This is a genomic window from Proteus sp. NMG38-2 (genome assembly GCF_020640995.1).
Lineage (GTDB): Bacteria > Pseudomonadota > Gammaproteobacteria > Enterobacterales > Enterobacteriaceae > Proteus.
Window position 1 is genome coordinate 2,372,450 of record NZ_CP085481.1, and the last position, 17,897, is coordinate 2,390,346.

Genomic DNA, 17,897 nt, shown 5'->3' on the forward strand with positions numbered 1-17,897 from the left:
ATTTTTTATCCCATTTTTCCAATCAAATCAATAAAACGATTCAACACGCTTGAATGATACTTAGATTTATAAATATAACAGTTGTACAGTATTGTAGGTTGAGTTAAAGGAATAAAACAGAGCTCTCCGTCATACTCATCTTTCAATGGGTTTTCATCTGTAAATAAAAGAGAATGGTGCGTTTGAATAAAACGTAAACAACAATTAAGATCATCCATCATTCTAACGCAAACAGATTTTCCCCCATCTCTTATTTCATTCTCTAATTTTTTTATTTTAGCTGTTTTGTATAATGCGGGATCACATAACCAAATATTTTCACTTAAGAGTTTATCAATATTCTTATTAGCACTATTAGCAACTTCTTGCTGACAACAAATCCCCAGATATTTATTGTCTATTTTATGAATAAGACTAAATCTTTCACTAATAATTTTCTCTGAACTTAATATTAATGTATTTCCATCATAGTCGGGTATTTCATCAAAGTTTTCTTTTGAGAATCGCATTATATTTATATGTGAATAATTTTTATTAGCTGCCTGATAAAGTTGTGTTAAATACTGGCTTTTCCCCCAATCATAATAAACATGAATACTATTATTAATAATACCTGTGGTATGTTTTTTTGTTATCTCTTTTTCCTGAAGATAAAGTGATTTTAAATCATTATAAAGTTCAAGCCCTTCTTGCGTTAAGCTCATACCAAACTTCTCTCGCTTAAATAGACGCTTTCCCAATACTGCCTCAAAGTCCTTTATAGACTTAGCAACTGGAGGTGTCGTTCGATTCATGACACGAGCAGCTTTACTTAATGAACCATTTTCAACTACGGCCATAAAGGCTTCTAATTTACGAGAAAAAAACATAATTCACCATTCCTTTGCTGTGTTGAACAAATAATTTCATTAATTCATTTAATGTAAATATAGATTAATTAATTTAAAAATTAATTTTATATAAATATAGTTTTATATAAATATTTCCTTACCTCCTTTTAATGAATACAATTTATAACCGCAATGCTATTTTTATTATGTCATTATTCCTTACATATAAAGAATAATAATACTTATATTCTTCTATCAAAGATTAGTTTATGTTTCTACTTTGTTTAATTAATAATTTTTATTATGCAATTAACTATTTTTATTAATTTATCGTACTTTCTTTGATTGCTCTTTATTTTATCTGATTTTATTTTTCTATTGATAAGCCGTGCCATGATTTAAGTGATTTACTTACATTCATTTTATGATCCTGATAGTATAAGGCATCCTATTATTCAATATATAAATGGTTACAGTCACATGAAATTTGTCTCTTTCAATATTAATGGTTTACGTGCTCGCCCTCACCAACTTGAAGCTATCATAGAAAAACACCAACCTGACGTTATCGGGCTTCAAGAAACGAAAGTTCATGATGATATGTTCCCATTAGAAAGTGTGGGATCTTTGGGCTACCATGTTTTTTATCATGGCCAAAAAGGACATTATGGCGTTGCCTTATTAACAAAAGCAAAACCTGTTGCAATACGTAAAGGCTTTCCTGGCGATGACGAAGATGCTCAACGTCGAATGATCATGGCAGATATTGAAACACCCGCAGGATTACTCACTGTAATGAATGGGTACTTTCCTCAAGGTGAAAGTCGTGATCATGAAACTAAATTTCCAGCAAAAGAAAAATTCTATGCTGATTTACAAAATTACCTAACTACCAGTTTAAAACCAACCTCCCCAGTGCTTATTATGGGTGATTTAAATATTAGCCCAACAGATAAAGATATTGGCATTGGCGAAAATAATATGAAACGCTGGTTAAAAACAGGGAAATGTTCTTTCCTACCTGAAGAGCGTGAATGGCTGGCAACATTGATGGGCTGGGGATTAACAGATACTTTCCGCCAACAACATCCTGAAACAGATGATAAATTCTCGTGGTTTGATTATCGTTCTAAAGGATTTGATGACAACCGTGGACTACGTATCGATTTACTCTTAGCCAGTCGTTGTTTAGCGGATAATTGTATTTCAACAGGAATTGATTACGATATTCGTGGAATGGAAAAACCATCCGATCATGCCCCTGTATGGGCTGAATTTAAAATCTAATCGTCTTTAATCATTATTCAAAAAAGCACTTCCTTATTATTTAAGGAAGTGCTTTTTATTTATGGCTTAATTATCAGTCGCAGCTTCTTTACTCTGCGCTTTATTTTTTGTGGCGCTTGCTTTGTTACTTCCTTTAGTTGCTGTCTTGCGCTTTTTATTATGCGCTGGCGCAGGAAGATTTCTGAAAGCTTGAATATTCGGGCGACGTTTCGCTTGAGTAATCAATTCTATCAAGGTGTTATTTAATGGCATCATAAAATCTTGATATTTAAATTGTTTCTCACTAATTTGTGTGAGTATCGACTCCCAATGTGCAGTCATATCCGGTAAGGTTGCCATATCTGGCAATACATGAATTAATGCTCTACCCGCTGGCGTTGAATTAATGGCTCGTCCTTTCTTTTGCAAAAAACCACGTTTAAACAGTAATTCAATGATGCCCGCCCTTGTCGCTTCAGTACCTAATCCATCCGTCGCTCTTAGGATTTTCTTAAGTTCTTTATCTTGAACAAAGCGCGCAATACCTGTCATGGCTGAAAGTAATGTTGCATCTGTAAAAGGCCTTGGAGGTTGTGTTTGTTTTTCAACAATCTCACCTTTTTCACACAACAGTTCATCACCTTTTTTTACTATAGGTAATGCAGAACCATCATTTTCCGAATCTTGCTCTTTGGCACCTAATAACACACGCCAACCTGCTTGAGCTAAAAATCGAGCTTTAGCAATAAATTTACCGTTTTCAATATCAAGTTCAATCACGCATTTGCGATAAACCGCATCAGGCATAAATTGCATTAAATACTGGCGAGCAACAAGATAGTAAATATTTTTTTCGTTTTCATTTAACGAAATATTACCTGTTTTTGCTGTTGGAATAATGGCGTGGTGCGCATCCACTTTCTTGTCATCCCAGCAACGATTCTTTTTATCAATATCTAAGGTTTCTTGCGGTAATAAACTTCCGTCATGCACGCTAATGGCATTAATCACCGCATGACGACCTGCAAAATGTTCATCTGGGAGATAACGACTGTCAGAACGGGGATATGTGATTAATTTATGTGTTTCATATAATCGCTGACAGGTATCTAAGACTTGTTGTGCGCTTAAACCAAAGCGTTTTGCCGCTTCAATTTGTAATGCGGAAAGTGAAAAAGGAAGTGGTGCTATTTCAGACTCTTGCTTATCTTGATAATCCGTTACATTGGCAGGTTTGTCTTTAATTCTCTCAACAACATGCTCTGCCAGTTTTCGGTTTAATAATCGCCCTTCCTCATCTTGCCAAGGTTCACAATGCTCACTAGGCTGCCAAATTGCAGTAAAGCGCTCATCTGCAGGTGTCACAACGTGCGCTCTTACTTCAAAGAAATCTTTAGGCACAAAATTTTCAATTTCTTCATCACGACGAACCACTAAGCCTAATACTGGTGTTTGTACTCGCCCTACAGATAATACGCCTTGATAACCATTGCGCTGGCCTAAGAGCGTATATGCTCGAGTCATATTTATTCCATAAAGCCAGTCAGCCCTTGCCCTTGCTAAAGCCGATACACATAATGGAATAAATTCATGGTTATAACGTAATTTATCAATAGCGCGCGTCACAGCAGCTGGGTTTAAGTCATTAATTAAGCAACGACGCGCCTGCTTTCTTTGGTCTTCGCTGATATTTAAATAGTTAAGTACTTCATCGACTAACAACTGGCCTTCGCGATCGGGGTCACCTGCGTGGATCACTTCTTTTGCCTGCTTAAGTAGTGTCTTGATTGTTTCTAGCTGTTTTTTAACATCAGCTCGAGGCTTGAGTTGCCATTTTTCTGGAATAATAGGCAAATCATCTAACGACCAGCGGGCGTACCGCGGGTCGTATGCATCCGGCTCAGCTTGTTCAAGCAAGTGACCAACACACCATGTCACATACTGGTTATCACCACAAAGAATAAAGCCATCACCCCGTTTATGGGGTTTTGGCAATACATCAGCAATAGCACGAGCAAGGCTGGGTTTTTCTGCAATAAATAATCTCATTACGTTAGTTAATCACTTCAATCAACGCTTTTCCTGCCACTGGCTCAGTTAACTCACCGATAGAGGTTAGTTCAATATCAAAACGAGCCGCGACGTCTTTAACTTGTTCTACAGCTTCAGGTAATACAGCTAATAATAAGCCACCTGAAGTTTGTGGGTCGCAAAGTAATTTGCGTTGCATTTCAGTAATTTCACCAATCAAGTGTCCATAACTTTCGAAATTGCGCCCAGTACCTCCTGGTACACAACCTTTTTCGATATATGATTCAACTTCTGGCAATCTTGGTACTTGTGAAAAATGAATAGTAGCTTGCACACCAGAGCCATCACAAATCTCACTCAAGTGACCTAATAAACCGAACCCTGTAACGTCGGTCATTGCAGTAACACCTTCGATATCAGAAAAATCAGCACCAGCTTTGTTCATACGGCACATCATTTCTGTTGCTAAACCTTGGTGTTCTGGTTTTAATAAACCTTTTTTCTCAGCAGTTGTTAACACACCAATGCCTAAAGGTTTTGTTAAAAATAACTGGCATCCGGCTTTCGCTTCACTGTTTTTCTTTACTTTGCTCACAGGAACGACACCCGTTACAGCAAGTCCGAAAATAGGCTCTGGTGCATCAATAGAATGTCCACCAGCCAGTGAAATTCCAGCTTCTTGGCAAGCGGCTCGCCCACCTTCAATCACTTCACGTGCAATTTCAGGTGCCAATTTATCAATAGGCCATCCCAAAATAGCAATTGCCATGATGGGTTTTCCACCCATGGCAAAGATATCACTGATAGCATTCGTTGCAGCGATGCGCCCGAAATCATAAGGGTTATCAACGATAGGCATAAAGAAATCTGTGGTACTAATAATACCGGTGCCATTTCCTAAATCATAAACAGCAGCATCATCTTTGGTTTCATTACCCACGAGTAAATGAGGATCATGAAATTTAGCTTGCTCACTGTGCAAAATAGTTTCTAAAACTTTTGGCGAGATCTTACAACCACAGCCTGCACCATGACTGTATTGTGTTAAACGAATTGCTTCAGACATAACATGCCATCCTTTTTAAAAATAAGTCACAAAATCAGTTAAGTCGGCAGGAGAAACCGTGTTTGGCGCTTTTAAGGCTGGTGTACCTATATACAGAAAGCCAATAATTTGGTCATGTTCACCACAGCCAAGTCCTTCTCTTACGACTGCATCATGAGTCCAAGAGCCTGAACGCCAAATTCCCCCAAATCCTTGTGCAACAGCGGCCATTTGCATTGCTTGTACACTGCAACCAGCAGCAACCACTTGTTCCCATTCAGGCACTTTCGGATGATCTTTCACTTTTGCAATAACTGTGATGATCAAAGGGGCACGAAAAGGTGCATTTTTTGCTTTTTCTTCAACTTCTGGCCCTAAATTACCCACAACAGCCGCTTTATGCAGTAATTGGCTAAAACGCTCAATGCCTTCGTTTTGCATCACAATAAAGTGCCAAGGCTTAAGTGCACCATGATCAGGCGCGCGCATACCCGCCTGTAAAATAGTATTAAGGGCTTCACTATCGGGGGCTGGAGTAGTCAGTCGAGAAGCTGAACGGCGTTTCAAAAGCAGTGTTAATGCATCCATTTTTATTCTCCTGTCAGCATTTTATTTTAGCAAGATCCCATTCTTATGGGGATGGACAGTTCTTATCAATTCGCAGTATAACAAACTGTTATATTACCACCATCCACAGATTTAGGCGGGAATTTTTCTAAAAATCAGTTGTATGATTATTTAATCGTAATTTATTGTTCACAAAATGATTAATCTTAACTTACCTAAGTTAATTTAAACTTATTTTGAACCTACTTTCCTTTGTAATTCGACTATTTCCTATATTACTTTGATGCCTTTTTATGTGACATTTTTTAGATATTTTCACGTAAGATAAATGTTTGCTTAATAACACCTTAAACAAAAGGTTATCATTAATGGTTTCCTAAAAATCAATGACAGACATTCAATAAGAGCTATATTAGAATATTCCTTCATTGTTATTGCTATTCCCTCTATTGCTAACAACATATTTTGTTTTAATAGTATGAGATTATGTGGATGTAGCCTGCTTACCAATAATTCTAGCATGACTGTTTAGGATTAAAATTTAGCTTTACATGATGTGGAGATAATATGAATAAAATTATGGAGTTAATCGGCGCAATATTAAAATTTAGTTGGCAAGCCATTAACTTTATCAGGAAATTAATCTTAAACGTTATTTTCTTTTTCCTTCTCTTTATGGTCTTTGGTATTTTCTTAATCACCAAAGAAGCACAAAAACCAGTTGATTATGAAGGCGCCCTTCTTGTTGATCTTAAAGGTGTGATTGTTGACCAAACCGCAACACAAAACCCTTTAGGTGAAGTTGGACGTGAGCTTTTAGGTGTATCAAGTAGCCAACTTCAAGAAAACTCCTTATTTGAAGTTGTTGATACGCTACGCCTAGCTTCTCAAGATCCGAAAATTAAAGGAATGGTATTAAAACTTGATGAATTCGCAGGTGCTGATCAACCTTCACTAAATTATATTGGTAAAGCGCTTAATGAGTTTAAAAAGACAGGTAAACCTATTTTTGCAGTAAGTGGTTATTACAGCCAGTCTCAATATTACCTCGCCTCTTATGCCGATAAAGTCTATCTCACGCCCCAAGGTGGGGTGGGTGTTTACGGTTTTGGTTTTCAAAACCTCTATTACAAAACACTGTTAGAAAATTTAAAGATTAGTACCCATATTTTCCGCGTAGGAACGTATAAATCTGCGGTTGAGCCATTAATGCGCAATGATATGTCAGCAGAGTCTCGTGAAGCTTCATTACGTTTAGTTAATGCGCTGTGGTCTGCATATTTAACCCAAGTTGCCGAAAACCGTAGTATTACCACAGAAGATGTTTTCCCAGGTGCAAAAGAGATGATTGCTCAGCTGCGCAAAGCAGATGGGGATAACGCAACTTATGCGCTAAATCGTAAATTAGTGGATTCTGTAAGCTCATACGCTCAATTTGAAGCTGATATGACAGAAACCTTCCAGTGGGATAAAGAGAATAAGCAATTTAACAATATCAGCATTTATGATTATGCCGATACGCTAACCTCTTCATTGCCTGCAAGTGATGAAGGAAATATTGCCGTAGTGGTTGTCCAAGGTGCCATTATTGATGGTGAAAGCATCCCTGGCTCAGCGGGTGGTTCAACTATTGCGAATCAAATTCGCCAAGCACGTTTAGATCCGAACATTAAAGCGCTTGTATTACGTGTAAATAGCCCTGGTGGTAGTGTTTCAGCTTCAGAGCAAATACGCAGTGAAGTTGCTGCTTTTAAACAACAGAAAAAACATGTGGTTGTATCAATGGGTGGCATGGCTGCATCAGGCGGATATTGGATCTCAACCCCTGCAAATAAGATTATTGCTAGCCCTTCAACATTAACAGGCTCTATTGGTATTTTTGGCGTTATTAATACGTTTGAAAACAGCTTAGAGTCTATTGGTGTTCATACTGATGGCGTCACAACTTCACCCTTAGCCGGATTATCTGTCACTAATAAGCTACCGGAAGAGTTTGCAGAGCTTTTACAGCTAAATATCGAAAGTGGTTATAAGACTTTCCTTAATTTAGTCGCTGAATCACGGAAGAAAACACCGGCTCAAATTGATCTGATTGCTCAAGGTCGTGTATGGGTAGGAATAGATGCAAAAAATGTCGGTTTAGTCGATGAGTTTGGTGATTTTGATGATGCTATTGATACAGTTGCTAAAATGGCAAAAATCGATCAACCGGTTGTTGATTGGATGAAACCTGAATTAAGTCTGTCAGAACAGATCATAATGAGTTTATCCTCTAACGCAAAAGCGCTTATTCCTGATCCATTACAAGCTTATTTGCCAGCACCTGTTTTAAAAGAAGTTAAAACACAGACTGAGTTTTATCGCAATATGAACGATCCGCTAAATCGCTATGCGTATTGTTTATCTTGTGGTGATATTCAATAATCTTTTCAATCTATACACCTGCTCATATAGAGTGGGTGTATTCCTCTATTTTTCTGGCCTTTGGTAGAATAATCTTCTGATAAATACTTTTTGTTCGTTTGTATTCAAGCAATTTTTAACACAATGATTTAAAGCAGATATTAGATAGTTTCTATTTTCTTTTTTTTAGCGCCCTTTCCTTTTTTTATTCTACAAACTCCCTATAATCAGGTATTTCTCACAGCTTAATAAGAGTGCTTTGTCTGATGCAAAAGAAATCAATCTACGTTGTTTATACTGGCGGTACTATTGGTATGCAACATTCTGAACATGGCTATATTCCTGTATCAGGGCATTTACAACGCCAATTAGCTAAAATGCCAGAATTCCATCGTGAAGAGATGCCCGATTTTACAATCAAAGAGCACCTTCCTTTAATTGATTCTTCAAATATCACACCTGAAGACTGGCAATCTATCGCTGATGATATTAATGATAATTATCATAACTATGACGGATTCGTTATTCTTCATGGTACTGATACCATGGCATTTACAGCCTCAGCACTCTCTTTTATGTTCGAGAATCTCAGTAAACCCATTATTGTCACTGGCTCTCAAATTCCTTTAGAAGCTTTGCGTTCTGACGGACAAACGAATCTATTAAATGCGCTCTATTTAGCTGCACATCATCCAATTAATGAAGTCGCACTTTTCTTTAATAACACACTGTATCGCGGTAACCGCACAGTAAAAGCACATGCAGATGGTTTTAATGCGTTTGCATCACCGAATAGCGCCCCTCTTTTAGAAGCAGGGATTAATATTAAGCAATTTAAAATTAATTCATTTCCAAAAGGAAAAGGAGAATTTATTGCGCATAATATTACGCCTCAACCCATTGGTGTTGTCACCATTTACCCAGGCCTTTCAGATGAAATAGTTAAAAATATTCTGATGCAGCCCGTGAAAGCATTAATATTACGTTCTTATGGCGTGGGTAATGCGCCGTCACACCCTGCTTTACTTTCTACACTGCGCGAAGCAACAGAGCGTGGCATTGTGGTTATTAATCTTACACAATGTATTTCTGGTCGAGTGAATATGGAAGGTTATGCAACAGGTCAAGCCTTAGCTGAAGTCGGCGTTATTAGTGGTTATGATATGACATTTGAGGCAACATTAACTAAACTGCATTATCTCCTTAGCCAACAATATGATTACACTGAAATTTGTCGCTTAATGCAACAAAACCTTCGCGGTGAAATGACATTAAACGATAACGACTAAGCTTAATAAAAGGGCAACTTTCGTGAAAAACTCTGCGCTATTACTGGTTGATATACAAAACGATTTTTGTACAGGGGGTGCTTTAGCTGTTAACGAGAGTGAGATGGTTATTCAAACAGCTAATCAGCTCATTAATGGTTTCAAGCGAACTAAAAGCCCAATTATTGCAAGTTTAGATTGGCATCCTGCCGATCATCTTAGTTTTGCTGAAAACTCAGGTACTGTTGTAGGTGAAATAGGGAAACTGAACGGGTTACCTCAAGTTTGGTGGCCAGTACATTGCGTACAAAATTCTCACGGCGCTGAATTTCATCCTGAGCTCAATCACACACTGATTAACCATATTATTTACAAAGGCCAAAACCGCCTTATTGATAGCTATAGTGCCTTTTTTGATAACGACCATGAATATCAAACAGGCTTACATACCCTTTTGCAAACGCTTAATATAAAACATCTTTATATTCTTGGTATTGCTACTGATTACTGCGTTAAATTTACAGTCATGGATGCTTTACAGTTAGGTTATCAAGTATCTGTTATTACTGACGGTTGCCGTGGTGTCAATATTCAAGATAATGACAGCCAAGTAGCGCTAGAAGAGATGCAAGCAAAGGGAGCGACATTAATAGATTCAGCACATTGGCTTAATCGTAACAATCAATAGGTTCGTTACTTTCTTTATCTTCATAAAATCAGAAAGGGGCTATTTTTAACCAATTCAGTTAATAAGTAGCCCTTTTTATATTAATTCTATCCATTCACCATATGTTTTAGTCATCATCCATTGGCGTTAGCGTTGCCAAACGTTCAGATTGAAACTGAGCTTTTAATTCTTGTTTGCTCTTCATGGTAATTTGCCCATTAGTGCCTACTGTCATATGCTCAGGTGTGTGGTTATTTTTTGCTTGCCATAATAAAACAATCTGCATGCAATGTTCTTTTTGTTCATCAGTCAATGCAACGCCGTCAGGCCATTTGCCTAATTCAACTGCGGTGGAAATACGTTGGTAAATTTCAGGGGTTACCATCGAAATAAGTTCATTAACTTCCATTGATTGCTCCATAAGCTAAATCATCACTTAAAATGGCTGAATCGTTTTTTCATTTGTTATATTTTTGTTAATTTAATGGCTATCAACCTTTCTGCTCTTCACCTGTCTCACTGTTTGTAAATGACAGTGAAGCTGAATTAACACAATAACGCTCCCCTGTAGGGGCAGGGCCATCATTAAAGACATGACCTAAATGTGCATCACACTGCTGGCAACGTATTTCCGTTCTTTTCATATTATGAGAAAAATCATCAATATAGCGGATCGCATCACTGTTAACAGGTTGGTAAAAACTAGGCCAGCCACATCCTGCATCAAATTTTGTATCTGAATAAAATAAAGGAGCAGAACAACATAAACAGTGATAAATCCCAGTTTGACGGTTATGTAATAACTTACCACTAAACGGAGGCTCTGTGCCGTGTTGTTGCGTCACATAACGTTGCATTTCATTGAGTGTTGATAAATCAAGGTGATTGTTATTGCTTGAAATATTCACTTTCTTTTCATTATCTGCCATATCGACCTCGTGCTCAGAAAAATGCTTTTTAAAACAACAGTGAATAATAACAAAGATTTAACAACAAATCTGAAAAATATAGTCTAAAATCATCAAGAGTAATCTTTAGTTTTTGAAATGTGATGAATTTCACATAACGGAGCAAAGGTAACTTCATTTATCGGCGTTGATCCCGATAATACACAGCGTAACATTTAGCTAAAACGACCAATCTTTAAGCGAAAAGTGTTTTTTTAATTGATTTTTTGCAATTATTGACACGATTCCGCTTGACGATTGGCGCGGTTTTGGTAACTTTAGAAGCAACTTTTTAATTCACTAAATTAAAGCTGGTGGAATACATATGACTATCAAAGTAGGTATTAATGGTTTTGGTCGTATCGGCCGCATCGTTTTCCGTGCTGCTCAAGAACGTTCAGATATCGAAATCGTAGGTATTAACGATCTGTTAGACGCAGACTACATGGCATACATGCTGAAATACGATTCAACTCATGGCCGTTTCAACGGTACTGTTGAAGTAAAAGATGGCCACCTCGTTGTTAATGGTAAAACCATCCGCGTAACTTCAGAAAGAGATCCAGCAAATCTGAAATGGAACGAAGTCGGTGCTGACGTTGTTGCAGAAGCAACTGGCCTGTTCTTAACTGACGAAACTGCTCGTAAACACATCCAAGCTGGCGCGAAAAAAGTTGTTCTGACTGGTCCTTCAAAAGACAGCACTCCTATGTTCGTAATGGGCGTAAACCATAAATCATACGCAGGCCAAGATATTGTTTCTAACGCATCTTGTACTACTAACTGCTTAGCGCCTTTAGCTAAAGTTATCAACGACAACTTCGGTATCGTTGAAGGTCTGATGACTACTGTTCACGCAACAACTGCAACTCAACGTACTGTTGATGGTCCTTCTGCAAAAGACTGGCGTGGTGGTCGTGGTGCTTCTCAAAACATCATCCCATCATCAACTGGTGCTGCTAAAGCTGTAGGTAAAGTTATTCCTGAACTGAACGGCAAACTGACTGGTATGTCTTTCCGTGTTCCTACTCCTAACGTTTCTGTTGTTGACCTGACTGCACGTCTGGAAAAACCAGCTTCTTACGCACAAATCTGTGATGCTATCAAAGCAGCAGCTGAAGGCGAACTGAAAGGCGTTCTGGGTTACACTGAAGATGCAGTTGTTTCAACTGACTTCAATGGCGAAGTTCTGACTTCAGTATTTGATGCTAAAGCAGGTATCGCTCTGAACGACAACTTTGTTAAATTAGTTGCTTGGTACGACAACGAAGTTGGTTATTCAAACAAAGTTCTGGATCTGATTTCTCATATCTCTAAATAATTAGAGCCTAGTAAATCAAGATTTTGCTTAGAGCCACCTTTTAGGTGGCTCTTTTATTTTCCAGCCAGTCAGTTTATTGTATTGAAATAGTCAGTGACAGAAGGCCAAAAGATAATGAACGAGAAAATATTTTCATTGCCGATTATTGAACAAATATCACCTTATTTAAGTCGTCGGCAATTAGGTGAACTTCCTATCCTTGTTATTTCACATCCTAAAGTACGAGCAGCTATTAGCCTTCAAGGTGCACATTTAATTGCTTGGCAACCAGCACAAGAACACCCTGTCTTTTGGCTCAGTGAAGCATCTCTATTCACTCCCGGTGTTGCCATTCGTGGCGGTATCCCTATTTGCTGGCCTTGGTTCGCTTCAGCAGGTACACCTAGTCATGGATTTGCACGTATTCTACCTTGGGAATTTAGCGCTCACACAGAACAAGATGACGGCGTACTTATTACAATGACACTAAAAGAGAGCCAACAAACACAAAAATATTGGCCTCATCCGTTTACTTTAATTGCTCGTTTTAAATTAGGGGCAACTTGTGAAGTAGAATTAGAATCTTACGGTGATTATGAAGCAACAGCTGCCCTTCACTCTTATTTTAATGTGAGTGATATTGATAATGTCTCCGTTACCGGATTAGGAGGCCACTACATTGACACTGTAGCGGACAAAGAAGTCTATACTGATGAAACCGCATTACATTTTAATGGACGCACTGACAGGCTTTACACAGAGCCTGACGATTTTAATCTTATTCATGATGATGGTTGGGATCGCACAATTGAAGTTCATCATTATCACCATAGTGATGTGGTGTGCTGGAACCCCGGCGCAGAGCTTGCAAGTTCAATGAAAGATATGAGTGCAGGCGGCTATCGTAAAATGGCTTGTGTAGAAACTGCACGTATCCATAAACCATTAAAACCAGACAATGTGCATCCTGGTCGTTTATCTCTGGTAGTACGTGTTCGTAAAAATATTGCTGAAAAATAAATATTATTCACATATTACAAATAAAAAAGCTTCGAGGTTTAAATCGAAGCTTTTTTTGTCATAAATGACCCGTCCTAAATAAGGTTGACACTTTTCCAATCTGAAATTGGAGAATGTAATGAAACCAATCACTAAACGAACTCAACGCGATTATTCTCTCGCTTTTAAATTACAGCTTGTTGACCAAGTTGAAAAAGGCGAAATAACCTATAAACAAGCCCAAGATCACTATGGTATACAAGGATGCTCTACTGTTTTAGTTTGGCTTCGTAAGCATGGTAGGTTAGATTGGTCAAACGGTACCCCTGATACTTTTTATAGAGGTTCAGCTATGACCCAATCTTCTGAACAACAAACGCCGGAACAACGCATTAAGATCCTTGAAAAGGAACTTGAAGAAGCTCGGCTTAAATCCGATTTTTTCGAAGCTGTGGTTAAAGTCATGGATAGAGACTTTGGAGTTCGTTTGTCAAAAAAGCGCAAAGCCGAGTTATTAAAGAAAAAACGGTTAAAAACCTCACCGTAACAATTGCTTGCCGTTTTATGCAGATCAGCCGACAGGCTTATTACAAGAGGCTGGATAGAACTGAGGAACGAAAGAAAGCAGATTCGGCCATTATTGATGTTGTTAAATCTGAACGAGTCTTACAACCTCGACTGGGTGGGCGTAAATTACATTTTATTTTAAAGCAAAAACAGATGGTTATTGGTCGTGATCGGCTATTTTCTTTATTGAAAGAACATCAGTTACTGGTGCCTAATAAACGGGCTTATCATCGAACAACCTTAAGCCATCATCGTTTTCATCGGCATCCTAATTTAATTAAGTCAGGGTTTATCCCCACACAACCAGAACAGCTTTGGGTGGCAGATATTACCTATTTATCGACGCATGAAGGTGATACTTATTTAAGTTTAATTACGGATGCGTATTCACGAAAAATCGTGGGATATCATTTAGATAACAATATGAAAACAAGTTCAGTGAAGAAATCGTTGGTTCAGGCGTTAAAAAAACGGACTTCGACAACTTCGTTAATCCATCATTCAGATCGAGGGATACAGTATTGTTCTTCGGAATATCAGGAGATACATAAAGAGCATAATATTCAATGTTCTATGACTGATGGGTATGATTGTTATCAAAATGCCTTAGCAGAACGAATTAATGGAATATTAAAAATGGAGTATCTACTGATAAAACCGAGTAATCTGGAACAAGCAAGAAAATTAGTAGAAGAATCAATTCAACTCTATAATGAAAAACGGCCACACTTATCGTTAAACTATAAAACGCCCGATGAAGTACATCGAGCGTTTTATGCCTGAAAAGTTGTCAACTTATATCAGGACTAGTCAAAATAGCCTATTAAAATATCTATAGCGTCATACAGACATTGATTAGAATGTATAAGTCACACCAGTCCACACAATCGCAGTTACAGACTTATTCACCATTGGGCTGTCTTTAACTTCACTTGGTAAATGGTCAACACGCCCCATAGCAAAGAAGTTCCATTTTTCAGCAAATTTGTAGTTGGCAGAAATCTCGAAATAAGGTCTCCAACTATCATTTGGTGTGTATTCAGCTAAACCACTACGCTGTGATTCTGCATGAGTAATACCATACGCATAACGATTTTGCTTTTTGTTTTCCCAAACAATACCCGCACCAGGTTGGAAAGACCAATTACCTAATTCGAAAGGATATAAATAGGCAGCATCAGCAATAATACCATTACTTTTACCCAGCATATCACCAGAAACAATCGCTCTTAAGCTACCCCATGATTCATGGTGTTTATAAGTAAACCCCCCCATCATAGTATCACGACGACGATTCAATTTTTTCATTTGCTCGTCATCGCTATCACTTGGTTTATAAGCTTGAGGATAATAGTGCAAATCAACAGAAAGTTTATCTTTAGGTGTGTTCCACAAGTAATACCCTGCGGCTAATGTCGCAAAATAGAAATTTTCTGATTGGTAGTTAACTTGTGGCACGGGTAATAAATAATCTTTTGATTTAGCCCCTTTATAAGGAGTGACTTGTGCTAAGACTGAGCCACCAATTGACCATTCTCCAGCAAATGCTGCTGGTGTGCTAAGTCCTGCAATAACGGCTAAAGAAATGATAATCTTCTTATTACTCACGATGATTTTCCATATTGTCATTAATAAAGTAGCAACCAAAAACCAATTTCAGTCACAATTAACTAGAACCGATATTATTTTACCTATAATTATTTTAGTTTTGCATTAAATGTGTAGCAATCAGTGCTTGCCCTAATGCAATACCACCGTCTCCAACGGGCAACATCATAGGGGTTAGTACTTTTTTATTGTTTAATTTTTTCTTAAACATATGTTTGAGTAATGTGTTATTTAACACACCGCCCGTAAGTACAACGGTCTCAATCTGATGTTCATCGGCATATTGCAATGCAATATTGCCTAAACTTTCAGCTAATAAATAATGAAATAGCCACGCCTTTTCACTGACATTGAGCTTCACACTTTCCCATTGCGACCAAAAAACAGACAGTTCAAGCAAGTTATTCTTTATAGGCATTAAATGCCCATATTGCTTGATAATTTCCGTTTGTTTTTCTTTTTGACACGCTAATGCTGCTGTTTGTAGGTAACTGGCTGCTTCACCCTCCCAACTTATTTCTTTAGGAGCTAATCCTAATGATGCTGAAACCGCATCAAATAAACGCCCACAAGAAGAGGCTTTAGGCGAATTTAAACCACGTTCTACTGCCTTACTTAATATTTGCAAATCATTACTAGGTATCAATTGGGTGATAACACTACCTTGCCAATTCTTAGAAAAAGTAGCTAAATGTGCGAACCAGTTTCGCCAAGGTTGAATCGAAGCTAAATTTCCCCCAGGCATAGCAACTGCAGGAAGCCCACCTATTCGTTCTGATTTTTGATAATCCACCCGTAGGCATTCTCCCCCCCATAAAGAACCATCTTGCCCATAGCCTAAACCATCAAGTGCAATGCCTACTACAGCACCTTGCTGATGGGTATGTCCATGTTCAGCTAGACAAGAAACAATATGCGCATGATGGTGAAAAACTTCAATGAGAGGAATATTTTGTTCTTGAGCAAATTGTTTACCCAGTTGATGACTAATGTAATTAGGATGTGCATCTACCGCAATTGCTTTAGGCGTAAAGCGATAAATTTGCTGAAAAAGATCTAATGATTTCATCAGTTGTTGGCGTACACTTAAATCATCAAGATCCCCTAAATGAGGCCCCATAATGGCTTGATGCTGACGTAATAAGCAAAATACATTTTTGAGATCCCCCCCCATTGCAAGCACTGAGGGTTGTGGTTCAAAATCGTCAGGTAATGAAATAGCATCAGGAACATAGCCACGAGAACGGCGGATCATAACACTCTGCTTATCTTCAATACGCACTAATGAATCATCAGCTCGCTGTATAATCTCTCTATTATGCATCAAGAATAGATCAGCAATATCGTGAAGCTGCATTAAAGCATCTTCGTTACTTAATGCAGGAGTGTGACCAGATGCATTTCCTGATGTCATAACCAGTGGAATATTCGTGCCGCGCGCTAATAAATGTTGTAATGGATTGGCTGGCAACATAACACCAATTTCAGTTAATCCTGGCGCAATAAGCTCCGCAAGTTTAGGCGCAACCGTTTTAGGGACTAATACAATTGGAGCTGCAGTGCTTTGCAGAGTTTGGATAGCGGTTGGAAGAAAATCAGGATCTTGATTATCTTCTTTAATTTGATCAATTCCAGTGATCATCACAGCTAATGGCTTCGCAGGTCGGTATTTGCGTTTTCGTAGTAATGCAACGCTCTCATTATTACGTGCATCACATACTAAATGAAAACCACCAATACCTTTAACAGCAACAATTTTTCCAGCAAGTAACGCTTCGCAGGCTTGAGTTAATGCAAATTCTTTGATTGCAAACTCTTCTCCCTGCTCATTCGCAAGCCAAATATAAGGCCCACAGACAGGACACGCATTAGGCTGAGCATGGAATCGTCTGTCTGCAGGATCTTCATATTCATGTTTACATTCAGGGCAAAATGGAAATTCAGACATCGAGGTAAATGGCCTATCATAAGGCATTTTTTTTATGATAGTAAAACGAGGTCCACAGTGTGTGCAGTTAATAAAAGGATAATGAAAACGACGGTTTTGGGGATCAAACAGTTCATCAATACATGCTTTGCAAGTCGTGGCATCAGGTACCACTTGTGTATCCATTTCACCGCCACCACTTTTTACAATAATAAAGTCTGTCGGTAACTGTTCCCATTGATAGGGTGATTCTTCTATACGTTCAATGCGTGCTAATGGAGGGCATTCAGCTTTTAGTGCTTCGATAAAAAGTGTATTTTTAGGTGAAGACGTTAAATGCACCAATACACCTAAACTGTCGTTACTCACTTGCCCGAATAAACCAAAACGATGGGCTAATTGCCAAACAAATGGACGAAAACCCACGCCTTGAACCTTACCTTTCACACGCAATGCAATGCCGTTACTCATA

General features: G+C 38.2%; 15 protein-coding genes. 7 read left to right on the plus strand and 8 right to left on the minus strand.

Annotated features, from left to right (window positions below):
• Positions 1-5 precede the first annotated feature (5 nt).
• Entirely contained in the window at positions 6-869 is an 864-nt protein-coding gene (locus LG402_RS11300; RefSeq protein WP_166540506.1) for a LysR family transcriptional regulator, read from the minus strand.
• Positions 870-1,310: 441 nt separating this feature from the next.
• On the opposite strand from LG402_RS11300, the gene xthA reads away from it, so the two are divergent.
• Positions 1,311-2,117: an exodeoxyribonuclease III gene (gene xthA / locus LG402_RS11305; protein ID WP_227335408.1), complete on the plus strand. Its 807-nt coding sequence runs from the start codon at positions 1,311-1,313 to the stop codon at positions 2,115-2,117.
• A 66-nt stretch (positions 2,118-2,183) separates the two neighbouring features.
• On the opposite strand, the gene LG402_RS11310 is transcribed toward xthA, so the two are convergent.
• From LG402_RS11310 to LG402_RS11320, 3 genes are read right to left on the minus strand one after another with little or no spacing between them, the layout of a single operon-like run.
• Positions 2,184-4,145, minus strand: coding sequence for a DNA topoisomerase III (locus tag LG402_RS11310; RefSeq protein WP_166540508.1), 1,962 nt, complete (start codon positions 4,143-4,145; stop codon positions 2,184-2,186).
• Between the two features lie 4 nt (positions 4,146-4,149).
• Positions 4,150-5,193 carry a selenide, water dikinase SelD gene (gene selD, locus LG402_RS11315; protein WP_227335409.1) on the minus strand — a complete coding sequence of 348 codons (1,044 nt, stop codon included), beginning with the start codon at positions 5,191-5,193 and terminating at the stop codon, positions 4,150-4,152.
• Positions 5,194-5,208: 15 nt separating this feature from the next.
• A complete protein-coding gene (locus LG402_RS11320) occupies positions 5,209-5,760 on the minus strand; it encodes an NAD(P)H nitroreductase (RefSeq protein WP_227335411.1) in 552 nt (183 codons plus the stop codon).
• A gap of 546 nt (positions 5,761-6,306) precedes the next feature.
• Here LG402_RS11320 and sppA point away from each other — a divergent pair.
• From sppA to pncA, 3 genes are all read left to right on the plus strand, one after another.
• Positions 6,307-8,163, plus strand: a complete 1,857-nt coding sequence (gene sppA, locus LG402_RS11325) for a signal peptide peptidase SppA (RefSeq protein ID WP_227335412.1) — start codon at positions 6,307-6,309, stop codon at positions 8,161-8,163.
• 245 nt (positions 8,164-8,408) lie between these two features.
• Complete coding sequence (ansA, locus tag LG402_RS11330) at positions 8,409-9,431, plus strand: asparaginase (protein ID WP_109407661.1); 1,023 nt, start codon at positions 8,409-8,411, stop codon at positions 9,429-9,431.
• 22 nt (positions 9,432-9,453) lie between these two features.
• Positions 9,454-10,098 carry a bifunctional nicotinamidase/pyrazinamidase gene (pncA, locus tag LG402_RS11335; protein WP_227335417.1) on the plus strand — a complete coding sequence of 215 codons (645 nt, stop codon included), beginning with the start codon at positions 9,454-9,456 and terminating at the stop codon, positions 10,096-10,098.
• 106 nt (positions 10,099-10,204) lie between these two features.
• Here pncA and LG402_RS11340 read toward each other — a convergent pair whose 3' ends face one another.
• Both LG402_RS11340 and msrB read right to left on the minus strand, forming a co-directional pair.
• The gene (locus LG402_RS11340; protein WP_036912841.1) at positions 10,205-10,486 is read right to left on the minus strand and encodes a YeaC family protein; all 282 of its coding nucleotides are present in this window, start codon (positions 10,484-10,486) and stop codon (positions 10,205-10,207) included.
• Positions 10,487-10,568: 82 nt separating this feature from the next.
• Positions 10,569-11,006 carry a peptide-methionine (R)-S-oxide reductase MsrB gene (gene msrB / locus LG402_RS11345; RefSeq protein ID WP_072068316.1) on the minus strand — a complete coding sequence of 146 codons (438 nt, stop codon included), beginning with the start codon at positions 11,004-11,006 and terminating at the stop codon, positions 10,569-10,571.
• A gap of 343 nt (positions 11,007-11,349) precedes the next feature.
• Here msrB and gapA point away from each other — a divergent pair, with 343 nt between their 5' ends.
• The 3 genes from gapA (at position 11,350) to LG402_RS11360 (ending at position 14,673) form a co-directional block, all read left to right on the plus strand.
• On the plus strand, positions 11,350-12,345 hold the full coding sequence (gapA, locus tag LG402_RS11350; RefSeq protein ID WP_036936343.1) for a glyceraldehyde-3-phosphate dehydrogenase: 996 nt from the start codon (positions 11,350-11,352) through the stop codon (positions 12,343-12,345).
• A gap of 114 nt (positions 12,346-12,459) precedes the next feature.
• Positions 12,460-13,344 (plus strand): D-hexose-6-phosphate mutarotase, encoded by an 885-nt coding sequence (locus tag LG402_RS11355; protein ID WP_166540514.1) that lies wholly within the window; start codon positions 12,460-12,462, stop codon positions 13,342-13,344.
• Positions 13,345-13,462: 118 nt separating this feature from the next.
• A protein-coding gene (locus LG402_RS11360) for an IS3 family transposase (RefSeq protein ID WP_227335422.1) occupies positions 13,463-14,673 on the plus strand; the annotation gives its coding sequence in 2 pieces (ribosomal slippage) (positions 13,463-13,805 and positions 13,805-14,673; 1,212 coding nt in all).
• A gap of 72 nt (positions 14,674-14,745) precedes the next feature.
• Here LG402_RS11360 and LG402_RS11365 read toward each other — a convergent pair.
• Together LG402_RS11365 and hypF are read right to left on the minus strand one after the other, a co-directional pair.
• Positions 14,746-15,498 carry a MipA/OmpV family protein gene (locus LG402_RS11365; RefSeq protein ID WP_227335424.1) on the minus strand — a complete coding sequence of 251 codons (753 nt, stop codon included), beginning with the start codon at positions 15,496-15,498 and terminating at the stop codon, positions 14,746-14,748.
• Positions 15,499-15,592: 94 nt separating this feature from the next.
• Positions 15,593-17,896: a carbamoyltransferase HypF gene (gene hypF, locus LG402_RS11370; protein ID WP_227335426.1), complete on the minus strand. Its 2,304-nt coding sequence runs from the start codon at positions 17,894-17,896 to the stop codon at positions 15,593-15,595.
• Between the last annotated feature and the right edge of the window lies 1 nt (position 17,897).